Source organism: Sporosarcina sp. P1, assembly GCF_002743155.1.
In the GTDB taxonomy this organism is placed as follows: Bacteria; Bacillota; Bacilli; order Bacillales_A; family Planococcaceae; genus Sporosarcina; species Sporosarcina ureae_B.
The window spans coordinates 18,853-40,227 of record NZ_PDYS01000001.1 but is presented as its reverse complement, the minus strand read 5'-3'; the positions used below and the strand labels follow the sequence as shown (position 1 = coordinate 40,227).

General features: G+C 39.9%; 22 protein-coding genes. 7 read left to right on the top strand and 15 right to left on the bottom strand.

Going from position 1 to position 21,375, the window contains the following annotated elements:
• Positions 1-2: 2 nt before the first annotated feature.
• On the top strand, positions 3-731 hold the full coding sequence (locus CSV73_RS00210) for an amino acid kinase family protein (protein WP_099626324.1): 729 nt from the start codon (positions 3-5) through the stop codon (positions 729-731).
• On the opposite strand, the gene CSV73_RS00205 is transcribed toward CSV73_RS00210, so the two are convergent.
• A complete protein-coding gene (locus CSV73_RS00205) occupies positions 728-1,744 on the bottom strand; it encodes a CAP domain-containing protein (protein ID WP_158232253.1) in 1,017 nt (338 codons plus the stop codon). The genes CSV73_RS00210 and CSV73_RS00205 overlap by 4 nt on opposite strands.
• Positions 1,745-2,076: 332 nt before the next feature.
• Between CSV73_RS00205 and CSV73_RS00200 the strand changes: the two genes are divergently transcribed.
• Together CSV73_RS00200 and ytvI are read left to right on the top strand one after the other, a co-directional pair.
• Positions 2,077-2,436: a YugN family protein gene (locus CSV73_RS00200; RefSeq protein WP_029052401.1), complete on the top strand. Its 360-nt coding sequence runs from the start codon at positions 2,077-2,079 to the stop codon at positions 2,434-2,436.
• A gap of 104 nt (positions 2,437-2,540) precedes the next feature.
• Positions 2,541-3,596: a sporulation integral membrane protein YtvI gene (gene ytvI / locus CSV73_RS00195; RefSeq protein WP_085133139.1), complete on the top strand. Its 1,056-nt coding sequence runs from the start codon at positions 2,541-2,543 to the stop codon at positions 3,594-3,596.
• A gap of 127 nt (positions 3,597-3,723) precedes the next feature.
• Here ytvI and CSV73_RS00190 read toward each other — a convergent pair whose 3' ends face one another.
• From CSV73_RS00190 to cyoE, 7 genes are all read right to left on the bottom strand, one after another.
• Complete coding sequence (locus CSV73_RS00190; RefSeq protein ID WP_099626322.1) at positions 3,724-4,185, bottom strand: DUF420 domain-containing protein; 462 nt, start codon at positions 4,183-4,185, stop codon at positions 3,724-3,726.
• A 25-nt stretch (positions 4,186-4,210) separates the two neighbouring features.
• Complete coding sequence (gene ctaG / locus CSV73_RS00185; RefSeq protein WP_085133137.1) at positions 4,211-5,134, bottom strand: cytochrome c oxidase assembly factor CtaG; 924 nt, start codon at positions 5,132-5,134, stop codon at positions 4,211-4,213.
• Positions 5,135-5,357: 223 nt separating this feature from the next.
• Positions 5,358-5,705: a cytochrome C oxidase subunit IV family protein gene (locus CSV73_RS00180; protein ID WP_085133136.1), complete on the bottom strand. Its 348-nt coding sequence runs from the start codon at positions 5,703-5,705 to the stop codon at positions 5,358-5,360.
• Positions 5,705-6,331: a cytochrome (ubi)quinol oxidase subunit III gene (locus CSV73_RS00175; protein ID WP_085133135.1), complete on the bottom strand. Its 627-nt coding sequence runs from the start codon at positions 6,329-6,331 to the stop codon at positions 5,705-5,707. The genes CSV73_RS00180 and CSV73_RS00175 overlap by 1 nt, the downstream gene beginning before the upstream one ends.
• The gene (locus tag CSV73_RS00170; RefSeq protein ID WP_085133134.1) at positions 6,331-8,208 is read right to left on the bottom strand and encodes a cytochrome c oxidase subunit I; all 1,878 of its coding nucleotides are present in this window, start codon (positions 8,206-8,208) and stop codon (positions 6,331-6,333) included. Before CSV73_RS00170 ends, CSV73_RS00175 begins: the two co-directional genes overlap by 1 nt.
• 33 nt (positions 8,209-8,241) lie before the next feature.
• Positions 8,242-9,309: a cytochrome c oxidase subunit II gene (gene coxB, locus CSV73_RS00165; protein WP_099626321.1), complete on the bottom strand. Its 1,068-nt coding sequence runs from the start codon at positions 9,307-9,309 to the stop codon at positions 8,242-8,244.
• Positions 9,310-9,411: 102 nt separating this feature from the next.
• Positions 9,412-10,329 carry a heme o synthase gene (cyoE, locus tag CSV73_RS00160; protein WP_085133132.1) on the bottom strand — a complete coding sequence of 306 codons (918 nt, stop codon included), beginning with the start codon at positions 10,327-10,329 and terminating at the stop codon, positions 9,412-9,414.
• 374 nt (positions 10,330-10,703) lie between these two features.
• Between cyoE and CSV73_RS00155 the strand changes: the two genes are divergently transcribed.
• A complete protein-coding gene (locus CSV73_RS00155; protein WP_085133131.1) occupies positions 10,704-11,648 on the top strand; it encodes a COX15/CtaA family protein in 945 nt (314 codons plus the stop codon).
• Between the two features lie 104 nt (positions 11,649-11,752).
• Here CSV73_RS00155 and CSV73_RS00150 read toward each other — a convergent pair whose 3' ends face one another.
• The 3 genes from CSV73_RS00150 to CSV73_RS00140 form a co-directional block, all read right to left on the bottom strand.
• Positions 11,753-15,199, bottom strand: coding sequence for a pyruvate carboxylase (locus tag CSV73_RS00150; protein WP_099626320.1), 3,447 nt, complete (start codon positions 15,197-15,199; stop codon positions 11,753-11,755).
• A 14-nt stretch (positions 15,200-15,213) separates the two neighbouring features.
• Positions 15,214-16,383 (bottom strand): FtsW/RodA/SpoVE family cell cycle protein, encoded by a 1,170-nt coding sequence (locus CSV73_RS00145; RefSeq protein WP_085133129.1) that lies wholly within the window; start codon positions 16,381-16,383, stop codon positions 15,214-15,216.
• Between the two features lie 64 nt (positions 16,384-16,447).
• Entirely contained in the window at positions 16,448-16,729 is a 282-nt protein-coding gene (locus CSV73_RS00140) for an Fpa/YlaN family protein (RefSeq protein ID WP_085133128.1), read from the bottom strand.
• 176 nt (positions 16,730-16,905) lie between these two features.
• Here CSV73_RS00140 and CSV73_RS00135 point away from each other — a divergent pair, with 176 nt between their 5' ends.
• Both CSV73_RS00135 and CSV73_RS00130 read left to right on the top strand, forming a co-directional pair.
• Entirely contained in the window at positions 16,906-17,403 is a 498-nt protein-coding gene (locus CSV73_RS00135) for a hypothetical protein (protein ID WP_085133127.1), read from the top strand.
• A gap of 13 nt (positions 17,404-17,416) precedes the next feature.
• Positions 17,417-17,620, top strand: coding sequence for a YlaI family protein (locus tag CSV73_RS00130; RefSeq protein ID WP_099626319.1), 204 nt, complete (start codon positions 17,417-17,419; stop codon positions 17,618-17,620).
• Positions 17,621-17,638: 18 nt separating this feature from the next.
• On the opposite strand, the gene CSV73_RS00125 is transcribed toward CSV73_RS00130, so the two are convergent.
• Positions 17,639-17,974 carry a YlaH-like family protein gene (locus tag CSV73_RS00125; RefSeq protein WP_369802560.1) on the bottom strand — a complete coding sequence of 112 codons (336 nt, stop codon included), beginning with the start codon at positions 17,972-17,974 and terminating at the stop codon, positions 17,639-17,641.
• Positions 17,975-17,998: 24 nt separating this feature from the next.
• Positions 17,999-19,840 carry a translational GTPase TypA gene (gene typA / locus CSV73_RS00120; protein WP_085133124.1) on the bottom strand — a complete coding sequence of 614 codons (1,842 nt, stop codon included), beginning with the start codon at positions 19,838-19,840 and terminating at the stop codon, positions 17,999-18,001.
• A 100-nt stretch (positions 19,841-19,940) separates the two neighbouring features.
• On the opposite strand from typA, the gene CSV73_RS00115 reads away from it, so the two are divergent.
• Positions 19,941-20,126 (top strand): YlaF family protein, encoded by a 186-nt coding sequence (locus CSV73_RS00115; RefSeq protein WP_085133123.1) that lies wholly within the window; start codon positions 19,941-19,943, stop codon positions 20,124-20,126.
• A gap of 55 nt (positions 20,127-20,181) precedes the next feature.
• On the opposite strand, the gene CSV73_RS00110 is transcribed toward CSV73_RS00115, so the two are convergent.
• Together CSV73_RS00110 and CSV73_RS00105 are read right to left on the bottom strand one after the other, a co-directional pair.
• On the bottom strand, positions 20,182-20,973 hold the full coding sequence (locus CSV73_RS00110; protein WP_099626317.1) for an inositol monophosphatase family protein: 792 nt from the start codon (positions 20,971-20,973) through the stop codon (positions 20,182-20,184).
• Between the two features lie 153 nt (positions 20,974-21,126).
• The gene (locus CSV73_RS00105; protein WP_085133121.1) at positions 21,127-21,327 is read right to left on the bottom strand and encodes a hypothetical protein; all 201 of its coding nucleotides are present in this window, start codon (positions 21,325-21,327) and stop codon (positions 21,127-21,129) included.
• Positions 21,328-21,375 lie beyond the last annotated feature (48 nt).

Genomic DNA, 21,375 nt, shown 5'->3' with positions numbered 1-21,375 from the left:
CTATGATTATCCAGAAGTTCGGCGGAATTGCCATGCAGAATCAACAACGTACCAAGTGTATTCAGCATATTCGACAAGCATTGTCGAAATATCGTGCCGTCATCGTTGTAGTTTCTGCAATGGGTAGAAAAGGCGACGCCTATTCCACAGACGATTTGCTTACCCTGACGGACTCCTTCTCGAAATCTGGCGAAGCCAGAGACTTGGCCGCAGCATGTGGCGAATTAATCGCTGCAGCTGTATTATCTGCGGAATTATCCACGGAAGGTATAGACAATACGATTGTCTATGGACAAAATACAGGCATTCGCACATCGGGAGATTTCTGTAATGCAACGATTGATAAAATTAACAGTACACATATTGTCAATACACTTCAAACTCACTCATGTATCATCGTGCCTGGTTTTCAAGGAATGAATATACAAGGGAAGTTTATGACTCTCGGTAGAGGTGGCAGTGATTTGACGGCGATCGCACTAGCCTCTGCATTACAAGCTCAGCATGTAGAGTTTTTCAAAGATGTACCAGGTGTCATGTCAGCAGATCCTCATACTACTTCCGACTATAAACGATTTGATCGACTCACATTCGATGAATTCCTTCCGTTACTAAAATGTAATCGACCCGTTATTCAAGAAAAAGCAGCGGTGTATGCAAAACAAAAAGCGATGCCTCTTCATATACGAGGCATCGCATCAAATGAGGAAGGTACATGGATTCTTCCTTAGTCGTCATGTATGGAGTTTTCTGATTCAGGCTTTGCTATAAATGACTGGGTATAGTATTTATTATAAACGCCAATGCCGGTATGCGTGAAATTCGGATCTAGTAAGACATCCCGGTGTTTTGGAGAGTTTAGCCAACCATGTACAGTTTCAATAGCATCAATATAATTAAACGCTATGTTCTCGCCTGCTTTGTTTGGAGTTAGTCCAACATCTTTTAAACGCTCAGCAAACATTTCCACTGGTCCTTCATCATGAGAACTATATTTACGGAATATCATTTCCTGGCTATGCTTTCTCGAAAGTGTGGCCAGTTTATCGTTATATGATAAAAGTGGCAGTTGATGCTCTTCACGTAATTGGTTGGTCAATTCAAACGTCTGTCGCTCCATTGCGCGGTCCACTTCAGTCTGAACAGTTGATGAAGGCTTCGGTGCTTCCATCATTTCTCCAAGATAGGTCATGTCATAAGGCTGATGTTTCACCAAAGTAGTCGGACTGATGAACCGTACACCTTCAATCCCGCCATCTTCTTGATCGATATATAATTGTACAAATAAATTCTCATATGGTATAAGAAGACGATTTTTAATATCTTCACTATTTAATGAAAATGTATAAATGTTTTCATTAATCTTCACGTCAATCTCGGATTCAATCGGCGTAAAGCGATGAATCTCCTGTATATTCTGTCCGATTTTAAAGGGGGCTATATCTGCCATATGATCAGCCGTATATATTTGGTTCACTTTCCCATTCAAAACCCCTGCCATGAAACGCGGTTCTTGTGTATATACCCACCATTCGTACTGAAAACTCGATGGTTCAATTCTAGAGGGTTTACCAAATTGTTCTTCTAGCTTGTTGATTTTCTGCCCAACAAGTACTGACATACCTTCATCAGGTCTCGGCATACCTTCTCCGCCGATCGATGGACCTTTTTCAGGGACGGCAATCGGTGAGCCATGTTGTACTGGTGACTCTAGGGGCAGATTTTCACTTGTTTTATCAGTCATGAAATAAAAGACTCCCATTACAATCAAAAGCAAAACAAGAATCTTCCATCCTACTCTCCACATGTTATCTTCCTTTCCACTCTTTATATGTTACTCCTATAATAGTATTACGTATTGCAAGAAATCATTTTGCATTGAATACTTATTCAAGATGAACAACTATTCTAAAATGGTAACTTTCTTATATTGTACAGAAGACACACACTATAGTCACCTATATGAGTCAGGAAAGAAAGCGTTGACACAATGTTGTCATTGCAACTAAAAACGATTTGTTTTATGATATAATAGTATACGTATTCGTCAGGATGAACATAGAGGGGGATATACAGATGTATGTTGAAAATATTGGCCTTAAAGGCCTTGTAGCAGATTTACGAGTAATGGAAGAAATTATGAATAAAAATAATCTTGAGATTGATGGGCAATGGGATTATGAGCGTGTAACATTCGATAAGAAGTATATTGTTAAAGAAGGTACATACTACTTGCGCGTTTTTGGTGAACTTGTTGAAGGCGACATCGATGGCAGAAAAGCAACAGTTCGTCTAAAGCAACCCGTTCTAGGAAAGCACTACTACCCACACGGCGTAGAGTACGGCGAAGAAGAAAACTTCCCTGCTAGCTTAGTTAAGGACTGCGAACTAACGTTAAAGAAAGTATATGACGAGTTAAAGCAATATAGTTTGTAATGATAGGAAAAAGCCGGAGAGCTAAATGTTCTTCGGCTTTTTCTACTATTACTCCACTAATTTGGTTATAATAAAAACAGTATCTACGTGGAGGACGATCACTTTTGAAATTGCTCACAAAAAGAAATATCATGATTGCATTCAGTGTCATTGTACTATTGGTTATTATATTCTTCATTTTACCCGTTTCCATCCCTATTATTTTGGCTTTGCTAACGGCGCTTTTCTTAGATCCTCTTGTTAAATGGGTAGAAATACGATTTAAATGGAAGCGTAAAGTTTCTGTCATTGTGAATTTTATCGTATTTGTTGGAATCATTGTACTTGTCCTTTTCTATACCGTCACTACACTCATCGGAAAAATAGTTCATTTTACAAAAGAGATTCCGAATTACTTAAATTCTCTTTCCAGTGTATGGATTGACACTCAAAGCAAGCTATTTCAGTACACGGTAGGCATGCCCGAAGATATTTTGGCTATGCTAGAAAACGAATTCAATGAAATTATCGAATCCATTCGAATTTCAATCATTACACTTTTTAGTTATGATCGCATTTTAGCTTTAATTTCGGATATACCCAATTTCCTTGTTAGCTTTATTGTGTTCATGATCGCATTATTTTTGTTCATGTTGGAATTACCAAACTTGAAAAAAACTTTTTATTTTCATTTAACAGAAGCCACTGCGGAAAAAGTACACTATATGATGAACAGATTACGTTTTGTCGTAGTAGGGTTCGTCAAAGCTCAATTGCTTGTCAGTTTAATTATTCTAGTCGTTTCCTTTATCGGCTTATTGATGATCATACCTAAATATGCAGTAGTGATGGCGTTGGTAATATGGATTATTGATGTCATCCCGATACTAGGCTCTATTATTATTCTCGCGCCTTGGTCGATCTATCAATATATTTCAGGCGATATCGCAATGGGTACAAAATTAGCGATATTAGCTGTAATACTTTTAGTTATCAGAAGAACTATCGAACCAAAAGTAATGGGTTCCCAAATCGGTTTGTCTCCATTACCTACTTTGATTGCGATGTTCATCGGGTTGAAACTTTTCGGCATCCTCGGTTTCTTCATCGGACCATTGCTCGTCATACTCTTTAATACAGCTAGAGAAGCCGGCATCATCAAACTGAATTTCAAGATATAATACCAAAAGGGATATCTCCATGGAGATATCCCTTTTGTATTATAGTATGCGCAGTGCATTCGCTATCTATAAAAAGACTGAAGCCTAACCATAGAACTATGGTCAAGCTTCAGTTTTAAATGAAATATTAAATACCAAGAATCGCTTTAAATACCGAAGTAGTTTCTCCACCTTTATAAAAAACATACAGTAGCAAGTACACAGCGACTCCTGTAATGGCTGTGAAGAACCAGATAACACTCGCAACAGGGCCGATTTTACGATGGCGTACAAGATTGTTCTTCAAGCCCGCATTGATCGTAATGACTCCTAATACGGCCCCTGTCGTTGCTAATATAATGTGGAAAATTAAAAACACTGTATAATAAATTTTTAACTCATCTGGTCCACCAAAAGCCGTGTTTCCTATCAATACTGTTCTAGAGATATAAATGATTAAAAATAATACTGCAAACACAGCTGCCGCTATCATGGTTTTTTTGTGTGCTGCTATTTTTTTTTGCCGTATTAAATTCCAACCAATCGCGACCAGAATAGCAGAGAAGATGATGAAAATTGTACTAATGGTCGGTAATAGTGGTAGTCCCATCCTTTGCTAACTCCTTTTTTCTCAATCAGCCATGCATAGTTAAGTTATGACGTTCGAGTAAATCTTGTCTTGTAATTTCATCCGCATTATCTTTTTCATACTGTGACCAGCTTAAGAAAATGCGACCAATAATAACAACATAGACGATTTCTTGGATAACTTTCATCAATATTCCACCTAATTGCTGATCATACAGTGTAGGCATGTTTGTGAATAGTTCAGGTCCGGAAATGCCAAGACCTGACAGACCTGCTAACGTTCCGCTTGGCACACAAAGTGCCATAGCCTGTAGCCACGCTTCACCACTGCTGTATGTTTCGTACACAGGTACGTCCACGAAGATAATTAACGAACAAGCAGGTGTAATGAGCAATGCACTTAATATTACATACCCAATCTTTTTCAAACCGTGAAGTTGTGGCTGTCCTTTTACGGTATTCACTACTGGCCACCAGAGACAAATAGCAGAGAAGAAAAGGGTGATGGTGAAAATAGTGTGTAATGGTAAACTTAACTTCACCTGATCCAGAATGAGTGGATAATGATACATCGAGAACATAAAAGTAAACAACAACAAACTAACGAGCGGTTTAGTCAATAGCATAAATATTTTCTTGAAAATCGTGAATGATAATAGTCTTTCCCATACCCAGTTGGGTATACCGATTATGAAGAACGGTGCTACAATCAACAGCAATATAGCCATTTGAGCCATATGGACAGAAAATAAGATATGACCTATTAAATCCATGGGTGAACCTTTGACAATATACAGTAACACCATGGAAGTCAAAAAATACACGGCTTGCGTTTTCGTTAACGGTTGTGACCCCTCAAACCGATCCCGCCATTTAACTGTTACGAGATAATATAGAACGATTCCAAGTGCAATGGCTATTAAGAAATAAGGACTCCACAAAGCCCTAAAACCAAAAATACTTAACGGCAAAACAATCACTCTCCTTTAATAATTAATCCGCTAAATCTATTCTGTGTGTAATGCTGAGTTATTTACAATACATATTCGATCACAGCACAAAGTCGACGATGTTCTTTCCTATGCCTATTATACGAGCATACGGTTCATAACTCAATGTACGAACTTTGACAATTTCATCTAAAAGCGAATAGAAAAAGAGCTTATGGAAGAATCCATAAGCTCTTTCTATTGCTTACCACCAAACGATCGTTACAAATGTAAGTGGGAGCAAAAATCCTAACATTGCACCTGTAAACATAAACATTTGTGGAATGCCATGTCCTTTTTCATTCATATGCATGAAGTAATAAAGTTGAAGACCAACTTGTACAGCTGCAAAGAGGAATAGAGTTGGAATAATAAAGAATTTTGAGAAACCAGGAACGTCATTTAGATGAGCAAACACCATAGAAAATGATACAAGTGTTAAGAAAATCATCAGAGAAAACATCGCAACTTGGCTGCGCATTGCTTCTTTTGCTCGACGTTGAGATAGCGACTGTTCAGCAGGAGATCTTTTAATCATTTGAACTTCTGACATCAACCGATCACTCCCATCAAGTAGACTACAGTAAAGATGAATACCCAAACTACGTCAATGAAGTGCCAGTAAAGAGAAAATGTATAATACTTAGTAGCGTTATACAAGTTCAGTCCACGCTTTGAGTTACGGAAGATCAACAACGTGATCCATACTAAACCAATTGCAACGTGGAATCCGTGTGTTCCTACTAATGTATAGAAAGCGGAACTGAACGCACTATTACTGAACGTAAATCCTAATTGAACGTAATGAGAAAACTCATACACTTCTAACATCAAGAATCCAAGTCCTAATAATGCTGTTATACCTAACCATAGCTGCATCTTTTTGAAATTGAAACTCTTCAGATGGTACATTGCGTACACGCTTGTTAGTGAAGATGTTAAAAGAAGCATTGTCATGACAAATACTAACGGCAATGTGTATAGTTCTTGCGTTGTGAAACCAAAGCCGCTCGGACCTTTGTTTTTCAAAGCCATATACGTTGCGAACAACGTAGCGAAGAGAATTGTCTCTCCGCCAAGGAATAGCCAGAAACCAACGAATTTATTTTTAGCTTCCATAGTCGCTCTCTCAGGATGAGCGGGCCACGTTTCAGGGGTGAATTTTGTATTCAAATCCATTAGTTACGCCCCCTTTTAATATTTTCTTGATCCTGCAAGATTTGCTCTTTCGTTACATAGTAACCAAGGTCATCTTTCAATGAACGTGTAGCCATTGCAACGAACGTGAAAGCAAGACCAAAGATCAATACTCCCAGTCCCCATGAAGTTTCCTGTTGGAACATCGCACCGAATCCAGCGATGAATAATCCAAGAGTCATCAACATTGGGATAATTGAACCGTGTGGCATATGAATGTCTGTAATAGGTTCAGCTGGTGTAATCATTTCCTTACTACCTTCCATCTTCTCAATCCATAGAGTATCCAAACCACGGACTAATGGAGTTGCAGGGAAGTTATAGAAAGGTGGTGGTGATGGAATCGCCCACTCAAGTGTACGTCCGTCGCCCCAAGGGTCATTTCCGACGCGCTCATTTTTAACAGTTGTCATAATGATATTGATTACCATGACTGTAAAACCAATTGCCATTAATAGCGCACCGATTGTACTTACCATGTTTGCAATGTTCCAGCCTTGTCCGTCCATAAACGTCCAAACACGACGTGGCATTCCCCAGAAACCTAACCAGTGTTGAATTAGGAATGTCATGTGGAAACCGATAAAGAAGAATACAAAAGTAATTTTCCCTAAAAACTCGCTCAACATCGTACCGAACATTTTTGGCCACCAGTAGTGAAGGCCGGCAAAAATAGCTAGTACTACCCCACCTACGATTACGTAGTGGAAGTGAGCTACGATGAAGTAAGAATCGTGTAGCTGATAGTCAAGTGGTGCTGCCCCTTGCATTACACCTGTTACTCCACCCATTACGAATGAAGGAATAAAACCTAAAGCATAGAGCATTGGAGTTGTAACTTTTATACTACCGCCCCAAATTGTAAGCAACCAGTTAAAGATTTTAACACCTGTAGGTACAGCAATTGCCATCGTCGCTACTGCGAAGATTGCGTTCGCTGTCGGCCCAAGACCAACTGTAAACATATGGTGAGCCCATACCATGAAGCCTAAGAAACCGATTAACACTGTAGCGAATACCATCGCTGTGTAACCGAATAGACGTTTCCGTGAAAATACGGAGAATACTTCTGAGAAAATACCGAATGCCGGCAAAATCAAGATATATACTTCAGGGTGACCGAAAATCCAGAAAATATGCTCCCAGATAATCGTGTTTCCGCCCATCGTATGATCAAAGAAGTTACCACTAAACATACGGTCAAACGTTAGGAAGAACAATCCGATAGTCAACGGAGGGAATGCGAACAAAATCATTGCAGACGCAACAAACGTAGTCCATGTAAACAAAGGCATACGCATATACGTCATCCCTGGTGCACGCATGTTAATGATAGTTACAAGGAAGTTAATCCCTGCCATCAACGTACCACCACCCGCGATCTGTAAACCGATTGCATAGAAATCCACACCATGTCCTGGTGAGTGAAGCGATAATGATGCATAAGATGTCCATCCAGCATCTGGAACTTCACCGAATAACCAAGAGATGTTAAGGAATAAACCACCAAATGCGAACATCCAAAAACCTAATGAGTTGATGAATGGAAACGCTACGTCACGTGCCCCGATTTGAAGCGGCATGATCGCGTTCATAAAACCAAAGAGAATCGGCATTGCTGCCAAGAAAATCATGGTCGTTCCGTGCATTGTAATTAAGTCATTAAAAAGCCCTGCGCTTACGAGATCGTTGTTTGGCGTCATCAACTGAAGACGAATGATCATCGCTTCAATACCACCAAGAACGAAGAAGAATAATCCCCCGAGGAGATACAGAATTCCGATCTTCTTATGGTCGACTGTCGTTAGCCAATCCCATAGTGTTGCGCCAAAGCCACTTTTTTGAGCAACTGAACTCACTGTGTTACCTCCTATTCAATTTCCGTTTGAAAATTATTTTGCTACTTTTAAGCCCATTAAGTATTCAGCTAAAGCATCTAAGTCTTCATCAGAAATTTGATCTTCACTGAATGAAGGCATCGTATTGCCTGGCTTATGTTTCTGTGTATCACGAATCCAATCTTTCAAGTTTTCTTCATCGTGTTCAAGGAAACCTGCCACACGATTACGATCACCGAATGAAGCCAAGTTTGGTCCTTGTGCACCAGACTCACCTACACCTGAAACTGCGTGACAACCGATACAGCTTTGAGAGAAGACTTCTTCGCCGTCAGCGTTTGCAACAACAGGTTCTTCTGCTGTTTTCTGCATAGCTGTAACCCAGCTGTCAAATTGGTCTCTCGGTAATGTTTTCACTTTAAAGTCCATCAATGCGTGAGAAGGTCCACATAGCTCAGCACATTTCCCGTAGAAAACGCCATCTTTCAAGCCCTCAGATTCTTTCTCAAATGACAGATAGAATTTATTTACGTTCTCAACGTTCGTATCTAGCTTACCGCCAACTGACGGAATCCAGAATGAGTGTTTTACGTCCGCTGCGATCAAGTTGAAATAAACTTTTTCATCAGTAGGTACTACTAGTTCCTGAGCAGTAACAATACCTAGATCAGGATACTCGAACTCCCACCAATACAACTTCGCTGTAACATCTACTACTAAGTTCTCCGCGTTGCCGTCTTCATCAACTGCTCCCATTGCCTTCACATCACCTAATTTATATGTGTAGTGAACGGTAGGAATAGCAAGAATCAAAAGTAATACTATTGGAATGAATGTCCAAAGCAGCTCAAGTGTGTGACTTCCTTCCACTTGCTCTGGGATATGATCTTCACCCAATTTGGAACGTCTGAAGCGGAATAATGCAACAGTGTAAATAATTACTACTACAATGATAACCAGTAACATGATTCCTGATGCTAATAGCAACAACTTGAACTGGTCATTAGCGACTTGTCCAGCTGGTTGGAAGGTTGAAATTTCTTCATTACCACAACCTGCCATGAACACAGCGAAAACCGCTAGTAAAGAAAAGAGACGCCACTTTTTGAGTCCTTTAATCATCGCTAACTAATACCTCTCTTTCTAAAAAAATGTTTTTCTACTCTGGAGGACTGAGTGCCCCTTTATGATGAATTCCTGTTTTAAAGAAAGAATTCCGATACGTTAGATGAATATAGAGAAAATAATCATGGATACAAACAAGATTGTCATATAATTTAAAGAATAAACAAACATTCCTGTTGCCCATTTCAAATCTTCTTTGGCTTTGAATCCTTTGATAGATAAATAAAGCCATCCAATATTCAACAGTGTTGCAAAAACTATAAACCCGGTACCGAGCTGTGGTAACAAGAATGGTAATGGAAATAGTAGCAATACCCACATGAGCATCGACTTCTTCGTCCGCTCAAACCCTTTTACAACTGGTAACATCGGAATGTTAGCCGCTCGATACTCTTCTGTTCTGCGCATAGCCAACGCATAGAAATGCGGTGGTTGCCATATGAACATGATGAAAAACAATGCCCACGCTCCCATTGGCAGTGTAGGATCAACAGCTGCCCATCCGATTAGGGGTGGAATTGCTCCTGAAAGACTTCCTACTACGGTATTGCTTACATGCTTACGTTTTGACCACATGGAATACAAAACAACATAAGCGAATACACCCAAGATGCCAAGCCAACCTGCCATAGGTGATGCAGAGAATAATAATACTTCTCCAGCCACTAAGAATGTAACGGCTAACGTCATCACAGCGGGAGCTTTAAATCTACCTGTTACTGTCGGTCTCGACTTTGTTCTCGACATGACGGGATCAATATCGCGGTCAATCAAGTTATTCATTGCGCCCGAAGATGCGATAATCAATCCTGTTCCCAGAATCGCAAATACCAGTAGATCAAAGTTGTGGAGAAAACTTTTACCAGTGAATTGAAATGCCAAAAAAAGACCGGTGAACGTAGTGATCAAGTTCGAGTTGACAATACCTATTTTGATCAGCGCCAAAAAGTCTTTCCACAAGGTAATGGTTTCTACTTTTGGATCTGCAACTGTCGAAAGCGTTCGACCGTTTGACATAATAACCCTCCTTTCAAAGTTTTCAGCAAAGACCCTATCACCTACTATATCTAAAATCGTCCGGAATTTCCAGACCAATTCTCAATTTATAGCGGTTTATGCAACCTTTGTGTCTTTATCATTCACCTTCTATATAGTAATGCATTTGTGGCTCTCATTTGTGAAGTTAAAGAGACTATTTTATGAACAATTTGTGAAAAGCCTTATACATCAGTGGTTTATTCCCTTCATGCATTGTGTTTCTGTCATTTTTTCGTTATCATAAAGCTTGCAATAGATGCTTCAATTCCACAGAATCCATTGAGATTCAACGATATATCTCAATATAATTATTTTTGGAATTCAGGCAAAATTTTACGTAAATCGACCTTTTGATGGTCAATTCAATAGAAGAAGGTGTTTCGTACTTGCGATACAACAGATTTTTAAAATGGTTTGGGGTAGCTTCAACGATCGGCATGCTCGCGATCTTACTTGGTGGAGCGCTAGTTACTAAAACCGACAGTGGTATGGGGTGTGGAAGGCATTGGCCGGGATGTAATGGACAACTTATTCCTGATGACATCACAGCAGAAGTATTAATCGAATTCTCACATCGTTTAGTTACAGGTTCAGTAGGTATTTTCATCGTCATACTGGCTATATGGTCGTGGAAAGCACTTGGTCATGTCCGCGAAACAAAGTTTTTAGCTTTTATGGCAGTATTTTTCTTGATTCTACAGGCATTGATTGGAGCAGCGCAAGTATTATGGGGACAAGGTGATTTTATCTTGGCCTTACACTTTGGGATTTCCCTCATATCCTTTGCGTCAGTCTTCCTATTAACTTTATTGGTTTTTGAAGTAGACCAGAAGTTTGACGCAGATAAGATACGTATAGACAAATCATTACGTTACCACACCATCGGGGTAACTATTTATTCATACTTTGTTATATACACTGGCGCTCTTGTTCGTCATACCAGTTCAGGTCTTGTATGTTCTGACTGGCCTTTGTGCCGGAATAACGAATTCAGCCTACCGAATAATATGTATGAATGGATACAAATGGGTCACCGTTTAGCTGCAGCTTTGATTGTTGTATGGATTGGGTTCATCGCAATTAAAGCCATTAAACATTATAGTGATCAACGCGTTATTTACTGGGGTTGGATTACAGCATTTGGCTTAGTACTCGCACAAGCAACTACAGGGATGATTGTCGTTCTGACTAAATTAAATCTCTATTTTGCTTTGTTACATTCGTTGTTCATCACATTATTATTTGGCTTATTAACTTATTTAGTTCTTTTAGTCTCTCGCAACCGGATAAAGAAGTAATTTGAGAGCGTGCAACAGCTGTTTTAAAGGTTGTTGCGCGCTATTTGTATCTAACTATAGAAAAACAGCTTCCACTGTCTTAACGACATGTGGAAGCTGTTTTTTTAATGTTCTAATTCAATCAATAAGTCTCCTGATGAGATAGAATCTCCAGGACTTGCGTATATGGCTTTAACAACGCCCGCAAAAGGAGCTTGAATCGTTGTTTCCATTTTCATAGCCTCTGTAATTAACAAATGCTCACCGCGTTTTACTTTAGCGCCAATTGAAACCGCAACTTGTAAAACAGTTCCTGGCATAGTAGCCGCAATATGCGTTTCATTTGTAGGATCGGCTTTTTGCTTCGTATCATCTTTTGTTTCCACTTGGAAATCTTGGATAATGATTTCACGTGACTGTCCGTTTAACTCGAAATACAGCGTCCGTGTTCCGTCGGGATTAGGTTCACCGATCGATACCAATTTGACGATAAGTGTTTTACCGAACTCAATCTCAATTTCGATTTCTTCGCCTAAACGTAAGCCATACAGGAATTCTGGCGTATTGATGACAGAAACATCATCAAACTGTTTTCTTACTTCGATATATTCTTCAAAGACTTTAGGATATAGGACGTAAGCGAGCGCATCATGCATTGTAGCGGGCTTTTCCATTTTTTCCGTTAACTTCTTTAGAACGTCCTGGAAGTTTACTGGCGCCAATAACTCGCCGGGACGTACAGTGATCGCTTTGCGCCCTTTTAAAATTACTTCCTGTAGCTCTTTCGGGAAACCGCCATATGGCTGACCGATTGAACCTTCGAAAAACTCAATAACGGATTCAGGGAAATCGATAGTTTGTCCTTTTTCAATGACCGTATGCTCGTCCAATTCATTTTGTACCATGAACAACGCCATATCCCCTACTACTTTAGATGATGGTGTCACTTTGACAATATCACCAAAGAGGAAGTTCACACGGGAATACATTTTTTTCACTTCTTCCCAGCGCTCTCCAAGCCCTACTGCTTTAGACTGCTGTTGCAAATTCGAATATTGACCACCCGGCATCTCATGAACATAAATTTCCGAGTGTGGACTATTCATGCCACTTTCAAAAGGTTTGTAGTATTTTCGTACATCTTCCCAGTAATGCGAAAGTTTCTCTAAGGATTCTGTATTTGCACGTACATGACGTTCATTGTTTTGCATTGCATACGCAAGTGAATTGGCTGAAGGCTGAGAAGTCATACCCGCCATTGATCCAATAGCTGTATCGACAATGTCCACTCCCGCTTCTATCGCTTTGGCATACATATAAATACCGTTGCCGCTCGTATCGTGTGTATGCAAATGAATTGGCAGACTTGTTGACGCTTTCAATTCTGAAACTAGACGATAGGCCGCTTCAGGTTTTAGCAATCCCGCCATATCTTTGATTGCCAATATATGCGCACCGACTGATTCCAATTCTTTGGCCATCTCTTTGTAGTAGTTGACCGTATATTTGGCACGATTGTCGTCCAGAATATCTCCTGTATAACAGATTGTCGCTTCTGCAATTTTTCCTGTCGAACGTGTTTCATCAATTGCCACTTCCATACCTTTAATCCAGTTCAAGCTATCGAAAATACGGAATACATCAATACCTGATGCAGCCGATTCCTTTATGAATTCACGGATGACGTTATCTGGATAGTTTGTATAACCAACAGCATTGGCTCCTCTGAAGAGCATCTGGAACAAGACATTAGGTACTTGCTTGCGTAATTTCTCGAGTCGATCCCACGGGCTTTCTTTCAAGAATCGATATGCTACATCAAATGTCGCGCCTCCCCACATCTCGAATGAGAAGAGATCAGGTAATAAATGCGCACTTTCTGTTGCAATCTGCGTTAACTCTTTCGTTCTCATACGCGTAGCCAATAAAGACTGATGTGCATCACGGAAAGTAGTATCTGTCAGTAGTACATCATCTTGCTTTAATACCCACTCGACTAACCCATCTGCACCTTGCTCGTCCAAAATCTGTTTCGTCCCTTTGGGTATCGGCATACTATAATCAATTTTTGGTATACGTACAGGATGTAAAACAGGACGTGTTGAGTCATCAATGCCAGGGAATCCGTTAATGGTAACGTTTCCAAGATATGATAAAGCTTTCGTTCCTCTATCTTGCTTCTTCGCAAATGCGAATAGTTCCGGCGTTTCATCGATAAAGCTCGTATTGTAGTGGCCCGATAAAAAGTTTTCATGACATACGACATTTTCAAGGAAAGGTATATTCGTTTTAATTCCACGAATTCTGAATTCCTTCAAATTTCTGTGCATTTTACTTGCAGCATCCCCAAAGGTCGAGCCCCAAGTTGAAACCTTCACTAATAATGAATCATAGTACGGACTAATCACAGAACCTTGATACGCATTGCCGGTATCCAAGCGAACACCAAATCCGCCACTCGAACGATAGACCATTACTTTTCCTGTATCAGGCATGAAATCATTCAACGGGTCTTCCGTTGTAACACGTGATTGAATAGCATAACCAAATAACGGAATATCTTGTTGCGCTGGTATGTTCACACGTTCAGAATGAAGTGCTTCGCCTGCTGCGATCAGCACTTGTGACTGCACAATATCAATTCCTGTAATCATTTCTGTAATCGTGTGTTCTACTTGAATACGCGGATTAACTTCGATGAAATAGAAAGAATCATCAGCTACTAAAAACTCTACTGTACCTGCATTGATATAAGATACATTTTTTGATAGTTTAACAGCTGCATTACAAATCTCATGGCGTAACTCTTCCGTCAATGAAATGGAAGGAGCGATCTCCACTACCTTTTGATGGCGACGCTGAATAGAACAATCGCGTTCGTACAAATGGACTATCTCTCCATATGTATCACCTAGTATTTGTACTTCGATATGTTTTGGGTTCGTAATGTATTTCTCTACATAGACTTCATCAGATCCAAATGCTGATTTCGCTTCGGATTTCGCGCGGTTATAAGCCTCTTGCACTTCTTCCGGTGACTCGACGATTCGCATACCGCGACCACCGCCACCTAACGAAGCTTTAATAATAATCGGATAGCTATGCTGCTCACCAAATGCCGCAACCTCTTCTACAGAGGTAACCGGTCCATCACTGCCTGGTATGACGGGGATATCAGCTAATATCGCTTGTTCCCGAGCTTTTACCTTATCGCCAAACATTTCTAAATGGGTTGATGTCGGACCAATAAAGATAATACCCTCTTCTTCTAAACGTGCTGCGAATTGAGCATTCTCCGCTAAAAATCCGTAGCCCGGGTGAATGGCATCGACATTCGCTTTTTTCGCAATGTCGATAATTCCTTCAATATCCAAGTATGCATCGATAGGTTTTTTGCCTTCACCCACTATAAATGACTGATCGGATTTGTAACGATGTAGTGAGGCACGATCTTCAGCTGAATAAATACCAACTGTAGCAATACCTAATTCTGTACATGCTCGAAATACACGAATTGCAATCTCGCCGCGGTTTGCGACTAGTACTTTCCTAATCTCTCTTCTTTCCACCAACAAATCAATCCCCTCTACTCTGTTCTTTCATATTTGACAAACATTGAAACGTTCATCAATATACCAAGCGCAATCGACAAGAACACAACAGACGTACCGCCATAACTAATGAACGGCAATGTAACTCCTGTTAATGGAATCAATCCTGTCAATCCTCCTAAGTTTACCAGTGTTTGAATAGCAATCAAGCTACCTACACCGGCAGCGAGCATTCTGGCATGTGCGTCTTTTGTACGCAGTGCAACAGTAAACGCTCTCATCACGATGAAAAATAGACCTCCAAGAACAAGTGTTGTTCCAAGTAATCCAGTTTCTTCAGAGATTACTGCCATAATAACATCAGTATGTGGTTCAGGTAAATAGCCAAGTTTCTGAATACTGTTTCCTAGGCCTACTCCTTTCAGCCCGCCGGCACCAATTGCAATGTATCCATTGACAATTTGCAGGCCTGAACCTTGTATGTATTCAAAGGGATCTGTAAAGGCAAGAAAGCGCCCCATACGCGAAGCGGTCATGACCGTTTCCCACTTAATCCAGAGAACAATCCCGATTAATACGCCAAGCAGAGCAAAGAAACGACTGATGATCAGATAATTCTTCACTTTCATTCCACTTGCCATGATGACAGATATAGCCACGAGAAATAAAATCATGGTGGCTCCAAAATCCGGTTCCAACAGAACTAATAAAAGAGTGGCTGTTAAAACAGAAAATGTCGGGAATATAGTAGTTTTGATCTCATCCAATGTTCCTGCATAATATTTATTTGCAAATACACCGGAGAAATATACGATAAATGCAATTTTCGCTACTTCTGTTGGCTGTAAGTTCCCTACTCCAAATGGTAATGAAAGCCAACTTTTCGCCCCTACAGCATCACCAAATCCTATGAATTTCACAAGGATCAATAGAGAAAACATGACGGTCAGCGTTCCATACAAGAACTTTTTATTTCTATAATGCCGGTAAGGAATAATAGATGCTAACAGAAACACCGGAATCGCAATGGCTAAGTTCGTCAATTGTTTCTTAAAGAAATGGGATGGTTCAAAGTTATAAATATTCATGGCCCAAACCATGCTTGCACTGTAAATCATAATCAGCCCAAATAAACAGAGCAGTAAATATACGATAAATAATGGATAGTCAAAATTACGTAAAATTCGATTCATATAAGTCTTCATTTTCATTGTACCTCGTCGTCTTAAATAAAAAACTCAAACTGTTGGAGTAGTTTGAGTCTTCCATTTATTTATTTGTATACAGTTCGTGTAAAATATTTAACTCTTTTTCCAGAACAGAGATGATTTCACGGCCTTTATCCTGTTCGACTAGGCCGAGCTTAACAGCAAAATCAATCTCACGGGATAATCCGTACATTTGCGTATCAAGCACTTCCTCATATAGTGGACATTGTGGCATCGTTAAATTATCCATTTGAACTTTGATCAGTTTAGCAATTTTTTCTGCATCGATTTGCAGTTGTTTCATGGCTTGTTCTTTGTACGTATCTTGAACTTCTATTTCCATGGAGACGCCCCCATTATTCATTATTCCCGCAAGGTGTTAATGTCTAAATTGTATCTTTTGCTCTTGCAAAATGCAAGCGTTACCCAATGAAAAAATGAACTGAAATGAAATCCTTTTCACTTCTTCTATGAAAAGGTATACTAAATTTAGTGACTATGGATTGAGGGGGATATATTTTGGAACTTATTATACCGATTACTGGAAATGTGAAACATGCAATTACATTAGATCCTACTGTTTGGATATTTGATGATCGCCGTATTGATTTGGATGAATTTTTCTCAGAGGATTTTGTCGAAATAGATGAAATGGAAGAGTATAAAGAAAAAATGGGTAAACACTGGTCTAGAGAAATCATGGAAGGTGCCACGTACCCACCCACTTTAAAAAGTGAAAAAAGATATGAAAAAGATAAAATGCTGTCAAGCAGCTTTGGAATTGTATTGAAACCATTTATACACAATGCTGTTCCATCTGCAAATGCAACAATGTTTACACTCATTACAAAAGACGAAAAATACACGTATCCACTTGAGGAAGCAGCTAACGTAATTTTCAAATTCAGTCATAATGGTAAACCTCTTCGCGAAGACGGGCCTGTACATGTACTGTTTAAAGACGGGTCAAATCAAGATTCACCGATTCGTTATGTCCAAGCTATCCAAGTGGATTAAAGGAGAATTTCCAATGCGCGTTAAATGTGTCATATGTGACCAAATCGATCAATTAGAGGATGACAATCCGCTTGCTAAGAAATTACGAAACCGGCCCATTCATACGTATATGTGCCCTACTTGTAGAGAGCGGATCAGCAATTTGACAGAGAAACGAATCGCAACTGGTAACTTTGTTTTCCATCGTAGCTCAGATCCAACTGAAAAAGATTTTTAATCCAACTAAAAGACTCCGTTACTGAGTAACGGAGTCTTTTTTGTGTTCATTCATTCGTCGAACACGATAGATAATGAGAATGGCAGCAGCCACAAACAGTCCTTCTACGATTGGCAGGAAGAAAGCTAAGAATGTTAATATTATACACCCGATGAATAAGAACGTATAGATGATAACATTTCGACCAAAACTAATCTTCCTTGCGAATCCGAGTTTATACACAATAGCAGACATGATGAAAACGAGCGCAAACAGAATATAGCCGGCTGTCGTGAAATTTGGCGCATACTCATAAATGATGCGCGCAGTTCCCGACAACCGATTGTAGACCATTTCTGAATCCTCTACTCTCATTCCATACATTCCCTTCTATCTTTATTATTCGCCAAGTTTTTTCTTTTTGTTTACGCGTTCGCGTTCATTCTTATCAAGAACTTTTTTACGTATACGAATAGATTCTGGAGTAACTTCACAGTACTCGTCATCACCAATATATTGCAACGCTTCTTCAAGCGACATAATACGTGGCTTTTTCGTTGTAACAGTTTGGTCTTTCGAAGCCGAACGTACGTTAGTAGCATGTTTGATTTTCGTTAAGTTAATTGTCAAATCGCTATCACGGTTACTTTCCCCGACTACCTGACCAGCATAGATTTCTGCACCTGATGCAACAAACATTGTTCCACGGTCTTCGAGTTGCATAACACCATAACCAGTTACTGTACCGTTCTCCATAGATACAAGAACTCCGTGACGTCTGCCACCGATTTTACCAGTAGTGACCGGCTTATAGCTGTCAAACGTATGGTTTAAGATACCATATCCACGAGTCAATGTAAGGAAATCTGTTGTATAACCGATCAATCCGCGAGCGGGTACTAAGAAGATCAAGCGTACTTGTCCGTTACCGTTATTGATCATATCCAACATTTCACCTTTACGTTCACCAATAGATTCAATGATGGATCCAGTATGTTCTTCCGGAACATCAATTTGAACGCGTTCGTAAGGCTCGCTACGCTTACCATCGATTTCGCGAATGATTACTTGTGGCTTGGAGACTTGAAGTTCGAAACCTTCACGACGCATATTCTCGATAAGAATAGACAAGTGAAGTTCTCCACGTCCAGATACGATCCATTCGTCTGGAGAATCTGTTTGGTCTACTCGTAATGAAACGTCCGTCTCTAGCTGTTGATCTAAACGCTCTTGAATCTTACGTGAAGTGACCCATTTCCCTTCGCGACCAGCAAATGGACTATTATTAACTAAGAAACGCATTTGAAGCGTTGGCTCATCGATGTGGAGTGCAGGAAGCGCTTCTTGATGATCAGTTGGACAAACTGTCTCACCGACATCAATGTCACCCATTCCTGAAACGGCTACGAGGTCGCCTGCGTATGCTTCTTCAACTTCGACTCTCTTCAAGCCTAAGAAACCGTATAGTTTCGTCACACGTAAAGTCTTGACAGATCCATCACGCTTAAGAACTGCGACTTGTTCTCCAACTTTCATCGTTCCACGGAAAATACGTCCGATTCCGATACGACCAACGTAGTCGTTGTAATCAAGTAGAGATACTTGGAACTGAAGCGGCTCGTCACGATTGTCGATTGGTGATGGTATGTTTTCAAGAATGGATTCATAAAGAACACGTAACGTGTCTTCTTGTGTTGCAGGATCTGGAGAAAGGCTCGCAGTACCATTGAACCCAGAAGCAAAAACAACCGGGAATTCCAATTGCTCATCATTCGCATCAAGCTCGATGAATAATTCAAGTACTTCGTCTACTACTTCCTCTGGTCTTGCGAAATCACGGTCAATTTTATTTACAACAACAATTGGCTTCAAGTTTGTTTCCAAAGCTTTTTTCAAGACGAATCGAGTTTGTGGCATACATCCTTCGAATGCATCAACCACTAAAATTACGCCGTCTACCATGCGCAAGATTCTTTCTACTTCGCCACCAAAGTCAGCGTGTCCTGGTGTATCCAAGATGTTGATTTTTGTGTCATTATATTCAATAGCAGTGTTTTTAGCTAGGATCGTAATTCCTCGCTCACGCTCAAGTTCGTTCGAGTCCATTGCACGTTCATCTACGTGCTCATTCGACCGGAAAATACCGGATTGTTTAAGTAATTGGTCGACCAATGTCGTTTTACCATGGTCTACGTGGGCAATAATTGCAATATTTCTAAGATCAGTACGTTCGTTTGTCATTTTTTCACTCCGTTTATCTTTATTTCAGATGTTCAACTGTGTTATTATAGCACAAGATAGTTCAATTAAATAACATTTTAATTTATATGGAGGGATTTTTTTGAAAGACATTAAGTGGATTTTCGTAATTTATTCACTCGGCGCCGTACTTTCCATGTCCGCAATTGGTATTGGAGTAGGTATGCGTAGCCTATTAGTTGTCGTCCTTGCCATTGTCGCTCTAATTTTAATAATGGGTAACGGATTCAAAACAAAAGCACGTATGCGTAGAGAAGGCACGCTATAAATAACTCAAAGGGACTGTACATTAAACCGTTTTGGTTTAACAAACAGCCCCTTTTTTATTTTAGTCGGATATATTTTGATAAAATTTCCTCATGTAATCCCGGACGTGTGACAATAAATGTGTCAGATCCAAGTAGATGTGGTGTCTCACCTTTTAAATTCGTTGCTACAGCCCCTACTTCTTGCGCAATGACAATTCCCCCAGCGATATCCCAAGGCGCCAGTCGCATAGAAATATACGCGTCAATCTTACCAGATGATACATACGCCAGCTCAATCGCTGCTGAACCATATGATCGCGTTCCGCGGCAACGTGTGACGAGCTCAATAATTTTTTCGTTTTCTACGCGCTGATTTGGCGCAACCCAGCTAGCATTGATGCCGATGATTGCTTCTTCAAGTGGAGTAATTTCCAGTTGCGGTAGACGCTCATCATTGAAATAAGCACCTTCACCTTTCGCTGCATGGTATAACTCATCCCGCATTACATCATATATGTAGCCCAGCATCCCCACGCCGTCTACATAAATCCCCAATGAAATCGCAAAGTTTCTTCTCTGATGGATAAAATTCATCGTTCCGTCTATTGGATCTAGGAACCAAACTACTCCGTCAAGCGAAGAAATTTCATCTCCAAATCCCTCTTCTGAAACCATTTTATGCTCAGGAAAATCTTGTCTTACCCGTTCAATAAAAAAGCTTTCCACTTCTCTATCAATATTGGTAACTAAATCATTAGCGTCTGCCTTTGAATCGATGTCAATTGTACTAAAAAAAGACACTCGTATTTTGTGGCCAGCCTCTTTGATTAACGATTTCGCATATCGATCTATCGCATTAAGATTCATTCTGCCACCTCTTCCCACTCCGACTATCGCTAGTATAACACAGAGGCAACGGAACGAAAAAGATAACAGTGATAGGATATTAAGTAAAAAGACACCCCGTCACATTTTCTTCATTTCTGAAGTAAATGGGGATGTCTTTTTACTAAACCGTACTTACATCGAAAAAACATTAAGCGTCTCCAATTCATTGTGAATTTCTGTCAATCGTAGTTTACTTTTATCAACTTGAACTGTGTCTTGGTCTTGTAGTGCGTCGTATAGAGTAGCTAATTCATAATCCAATTCCAATTGTAAAGTTCTCACATATTCTCTCTCAACATCTTCTTTTCGGATAAAATGAACGACCTGTTTCATAAGTAGCACCCCTTTTAGTTAATATTTGACTCTAACCGTCTTATTAGT

What these genes read in the sequence shown, in the direction of transcription:
- CSV73_RS00210 (WP_099626324.1), top strand. Translation starts at nt 3, where the DNA reads ATGATTATCCAGAAGTTCGGCGGAATTGCCATGCAGAATCAACAACGT.
- CSV73_RS00205 (WP_158232253.1), bottom strand. Translation starts at nt 1,744, where the DNA reads ATGACTGATAAAACAAGTGAAAATCTGCCCCTAGAGTCACCAGTACAA.
- CSV73_RS00200 (WP_029052401.1), top strand. Translation starts at nt 2,077, where the DNA reads ATGTATGTTGAAAATATTGGCCTTAAAGGCCTTGTAGCAGATTTACGA.
- CSV73_RS00190 (WP_099626322.1), bottom strand. Translation starts at nt 4,185, where the DNA reads ATGGGACTACCACTATTACCGACCATTAGTACAATTTTCATCATCTTC.
- CSV73_RS00180 (WP_085133136.1), bottom strand. Translation starts at nt 5,705, where the DNA reads ATGTCAGAAGTTCAAATGATTAAAAGATCTCCTGCTGAACAGTCGCTA.
- CSV73_RS00175 (WP_085133135.1), bottom strand. Translation starts at nt 6,331, where the DNA reads ATGGATTTGAATACAAAATTCACCCCTGAAACGTGGCCCGCTCATCCT.
- coxB (WP_099626321.1), bottom strand. Translation starts at nt 9,309, where the DNA reads ATGATTAAAGGACTCAAAAAGTGGCGTCTCTTTTCTTTACTAGCGGTT.
- cyoE (WP_085133132.1), bottom strand. Translation starts at nt 10,329, where the DNA reads ATGTCAAACGGTCGAACGCTTTCGACAGTTGCAGATCCAAAAGTAGAA.
- CSV73_RS00155 (WP_085133131.1), top strand. Translation starts at nt 10,704, where the DNA reads ATGGTCAATTCAATAGAAGAAGGTGTTTCGTACTTGCGATACAACAGA.
- CSV73_RS00145 (WP_085133129.1), bottom strand. Translation starts at nt 16,383, where the DNA reads ATGAAGACTTATATGAATCGAATTTTACGTAATTTTGACTATCCATTA.
- CSV73_RS00140 (WP_085133128.1), bottom strand. Translation starts at nt 16,729, where the DNA reads ATGGAAATAGAAGTTCAAGATACGTACAAAGAACAAGCCATGAAACAA.
- CSV73_RS00130 (WP_099626319.1), top strand. Translation starts at nt 17,417, where the DNA reads ATGCGCGTTAAATGTGTCATATGTGACCAAATCGATCAATTAGAGGAT.
- CSV73_RS00125 (WP_369802560.1), bottom strand. Translation starts at nt 17,974, where the DNA reads ATGAGAGTAGAGGATTCAGAAATGGTCTACAATCGGTTGTCGGGAACT.
- typA (WP_085133124.1), bottom strand. Translation starts at nt 19,840, where the DNA reads ATGACAAACGAACGTACTGATCTTAGAAATATTGCAATTATTGCCCAC.
- CSV73_RS00110 (WP_099626317.1), bottom strand. Translation starts at nt 20,973, where the DNA reads ATGAATCTTAATGCGATAGATCGATATGCGAAATCGTTAATCAAAGAG.
- CSV73_RS00105 (WP_085133121.1), bottom strand. Translation starts at nt 21,327, where the DNA reads ATGAAACAGGTCGTTCATTTTATCCGAAAAGAAGATGTTGAGAGAGAA.